Raw genomic sequence first — 4392 nt, 5'->3', positions numbered from 1 at the left:
GGCTGCTCGCTCATGCCGAACAGCTGTCCGGCGACGCTTGCGGGCACCCAGGGCGCCTGTTCGCGCATTTGCGGGGCGACCTGAATCCGTATGTCGGGGAGGATTTCGCGGCGATAGATGGTCATGCGCTCGGTTGCGCTCATCTGCGCGACGCGCGAGTTCGGCAGCGCGTGGCCTTCAAGTTCGCTGTCGTGCGCCATGATGATGACGCCGTTTTCATCGGCGACGAAGGTACCTGCATGCGCGACCCAGTGGCGCAGCCGCGCGATCCCCACCTTGGCCACCACCACGCCGACCAGCAGGCCGTCGCCGTACACCGGCGCCGCGATGAAAATGCCAGGCTCGCCGCTATTGCGGCCGACGCCATAGGCTTCCGAAAACGCGCCGAGCAGGGCATTCGCCAGGTAGCCGCGCGCGCGCATGTCGGCGCCCACGAAGGAGTGCTCCGCGGCAAGCGGTCTATTGACGGAGTTGCTCGATGCGACGCAGATGCCGTTGGTGTTGACGAGCCAGACCTGGTCGAGCCCGGAGAAGCCTTGCGCGTCGTGCAGGAAATCACTCACGGTCGTCATGTGCGGGTCTTTTAACAACGCGGCGCGTAAGGCGGGTTCCGCCGCTCCATTGTTCGCGGCATAATTCTGGGATTGCACCAGCGCGTGCTGGATCACGTCCATTTCGGCCATGGTTGCGGGGATGGCCCGAGACATCGCGAGATCACTGGCGATTACCTCCGCCATGTTGTCGACGATCGACGTGGACATTTGCCGCTGCGTGCGCAAGGCCGCGTCCAGCTCTTGCTGTACCATCCGGTCCGCGACCATGCCAGCCACGAACCAGCAAACGAGCACGATCAGCACGAAGCTGATCGGTCCGGTTGCCTGGCGCAAGGTTGTCCTGTTCATCGACCCTCTGATCCGTCTGGCTGTGACATGCAACTAGCTCATTCGTGGCAGCGCGCTGGCGCTGTGTCGTCCCTGCGGAAGCGGCCGGCGATACGCCCTCGGTGTGGGCCGCGCGGAAGTCCGGCATAACCGCAAAGCGGTGTGTCGTTTCTTGATTTTAACCGTCATGGGGCTTGATGCCACCGTTATTGCGGGAATGCGAAGTGTGGCCGCCGCCTCCATCCGATTCTTAACGGCAACGTGTCAGCTTTCTGAATGGCGGTGCGGGTTTTCCGGGTGTTTGAAACGCGATCCGGGCCGCCATCGCGATGGCGGGAAAAGTGGCTGGCGCACGGGAGTCGATGGCTCGCTTTACCGCCCCAGGCCGCGGCCGGCGAAGGCCGTTGCCGGGGCGCTCAGCACTATTTGCCGCTATTTGCCGCGAAAGGTTGTGCCTGAAACATAGGATGGTGTAGTGTCGTGCCGTCCAAAACAAGGAAAGCCCGCCAGCCTTCGGGCGGCGCCTGCGGCGACAGGAGCCCGGCTAGACGATTGCGGTCCCGGGCGGCTCGCCCACGGACACGTGCGTCACCGGTCCACGTGTCTCCAACGCTAACGATTTACCGCGCACATGCGTTTTGCCATGCCTGATTTCCGCTTTCCGGACCGATCTTCAGACTGCCGCGCCGAAGCCGCGGCCCCCCTCGTGCGTTTGAGTGCCTGTATGAATAGGGAGAGCGTCTGATGGATTTCAGCTTCAACCTGAAGCGCACCGCCAATGCGTCGGCATGGCGGGTGTTGCCCAATCGTTGGGACTTCGTCGCCTTTCCGCTGATCATCTGCATCATCGCAATGGCCGCGATTGGCTTCCACGAGACTCTGGCGCCGATGTCGACGCTCAAGACTCAAGCGATTTCGCTCGACCCGTCGAATCTGCCCGAATACGCCATGCGCACCACGCTGCGCATGCTGGCGGCAATGGTTGCCTCACTGACCTTCACGCTGGTGTACGGCACGCTGGCTGCCAAGAGCCGCCGCGCCGGCCTCGTGCTTGTGCCGATTCTCGACATCCTGCAGTCGGTGCCGGTGCTCGGCTACATTTCGTTTACGGTCACGTTCTTCCTCGCGCTGTTTCCTGGGCGTGTGCTCGGCGCCGAGCTCGCGGCGATCTTCGCGATCTTCACGAGCCAGGCGTGGAACATGACGTTCAGCTTCTACCAGTCGCTGCGCACGGTGCCGCGCGATCTGGACGAAGTCTCGCGCGGCTTTCATCTGACTTCATGGCAGCGCTTCTGGAAACTCGAAGTGCCGTTCTCGATGCCGGGCCTCATCTGGAACATGATGATGTCGATGTCGGGCGGCTGGTTCTTCGTGGTCGCGTCGGAAGCTATCACGGTCGGCAACAATACGATCACGCTGCCGGGTATCGGCGCCTACCTTGCTCAGGCGATCTCCGATAAGAACCTGCATGCGGTCGGTTGGGTGATCCTTGCCATGACGGTCGTGATTCTCGCCTACGACCAGTTTCTGTTCCGCCCGCTGGTCGCATGGGCCGACAAATTCCGCATGGAAACCACCAGTTCGGGCAATGCGCCGGAATCGTGGCTGCTCGACCTGATCCGCCGCACCCGGCTGATTCACCGCTTGCTGGTGCCGCTCGGCTGGCTGTTTGCGAAGGCCGCGCGTATGCCGTTCCGGTTGCCGGTATTCCATGGCCCGCGCTTCCATATTCCGCAGCGAGAAAAGTCCTCGCGCCTGGGAGACATCGCCTGGGCGATTCTGGTGCTGGTCACCACGGTCTATGTGGTGTTCCGCGTGATCACCTACGTGCGAACCGGCGTGTCGCTCGACGAAGTCTGGCATGTGTTCGTACTGGGGCTCATCACGCTGCTGCGGGTGGTGCTGCTGATCGCAATCGCCTCGGTGATCTGGGTGCCGATCGGTGTGCTGATCGGCCTGCGGCCGGCGCTGGCGGAGAAGATGCAGCCGATTGCGCAGTTCCTCGCTGCGTTCCCTGCGAACCTGCTGTTCCCGGTGTTCGTGATCGCCATCGTGCGCTTTCATCTGAATCCGGATATCTGGCTGTCGCCGCTGATCGTGCTCGGCACCCAGTGGTATATCCTGTTCAACGTGATTGCCGGCGCGAGTTCGTACCCGAACGACTACCGCGAGGCCGCCAAGAACTTCCACATTCGCGGCTGGCAATGGTGGCGCCAGATCATGCTGCCGGGCATTTTCCCGTACTACGTGACGGGTGCGATCACCGCCTCGGGCGGTGCGTGGAACGCGAGCATCGTCGCGGAATTCGTCCAGTGGGGCGACACCAAAGTCGCCGCGCATGGCCTCGGCGCCTATATCGCGCAGACCACCGCGGCGGGCGACTATCCGAAGATCATTCTGGGCATTGCTGTGATGTCCCTGTTCGTGACCCTGTTCAACCGCCTGCTGTGGCGTCCGATGTACGCCTATGCCGAAGCCAAGCTCCGGCTAGATTGAGCGCCCCCGAACCTGACGCTTCGCGCCAGGCCCCCCGAGGGGGAAGAAAACTTGGGGGCGGCCCGGCGTTTTCTTGAGAGAATAAAGGCTAAACGCGATGCAAAATCCTAAAGCTGCTATGACCGCCGCGCCGATCCAGACCCCGCCGAAGCCACCGCGCCTCGGTGAAGAGATCCTGCGCGTCAAGGACGTGTGCCGCGGGTTCAACAAGTCGCAGGGCGAATTGCTCGTCCTCGACGACGCGAATCTGTCGTTGCGCGAAGGCGAGATTGTCGGTTTGCTGGGCCGTTCGGGCTCGGGCAAGTCGACGCTGTTGCGCATCATCGCCGGTCTGATCGAGCCGACCGGCGGCGAAGTCACGTATATGGGCAAGCCGCTCGATGGCCCGGCCAGGGGCGTGGCGATGGTGTTCCAGACCTTCGCGCTGTTCCCGTGGCTGACCGTGCTGCAAAACGTGGAAGCGGGTCTCGAAGCGCAGGGCGTCGGCGCGAGCGAGCGGCGCACACGCGCACTCGCGGCGATCGACCTGATCGGTCTCGATGGTTTCGAAAACGCTTATCCGCGTGAGTTGTCGGGTGGCATGCGTCAGCGCGTCGGCTTTGCACGCGCGCTGGTGGTCGATCCCACGCTGCTGCTGATGGACGAACCGTTCTCCGCGCTCGACGTGCTGACCGCCGAAACGCTGCGTACCGATTTGCTCGACCTGTGGACGCAAGGCCGCATGCCGATCAAGGCGGTGCTGATCGTCACGCACAACATCGAGGAAGCGGTGTTCATGTGCGACCGGATTCTGGTGTTGTCGTCCAATCCGGGGCGCGTGATCGCCGAGATCAAGGTGCCGTTCAAGCATCCGCGTAACCGTCTGGACCCGGCGTTCCGTCGTCTGGTCGACGAGATCTACGCGAAGATGACCGCACGTCAGACCGACGAAAAGACCAAGAAGGGTCTCGAGCTGCACAGCTGGCTGCCGCATGTGTCGACCAACCTGATGGCCGGTCTGATCGAAACCCTGGCC

Annotated in this window: 2 protein-coding genes and 1 pseudogene; 2 read left to right on the top strand and 1 reads right to left on the bottom strand. The window is 62.8% G+C overall.

Annotated features, from left to right (window positions below; genetic code table 11):
• Positions 1 to 902, bottom strand: a pseudogene (locus tag VFE81_RS25890) (GGDEF domain-containing protein); the annotation flags it as partial.
• Positions 903 to 1625: 723 nt separating this feature from the next.
• Here VFE81_RS25890 and VFE81_RS25885 point away from each other — a divergent pair.
• Positions 1626 to 3377 carry an ABC transporter permease subunit gene (locus tag VFE81_RS25885; RefSeq protein ID WP_325047307.1) on the top strand — a complete coding sequence of 584 codons (1752 nt, stop codon included), beginning with the start codon at positions 1626 to 1628 and terminating at the stop codon, positions 3375 to 3377.
• 97 nt (positions 3378 to 3474) lie between these two features.
• Positions 3475 to 4392, top strand: a 918-nt coding sequence (locus tag VFE81_RS25880; RefSeq protein ID WP_325047306.1) for an ABC transporter ATP-binding protein, incomplete at its 3' end; no start/stop codon positions are given.

The organism is Paraburkholderia sp. (genome assembly GCF_035656215.1).
In the GTDB taxonomy this organism is placed as follows: Bacteria; Pseudomonadota; Gammaproteobacteria; order Burkholderiales; family Burkholderiaceae; genus Paraburkholderia.
Note: the sequence above shows the minus strand (reverse complement) of the source record. Positions and strands in the feature narration are given on the sequence as shown.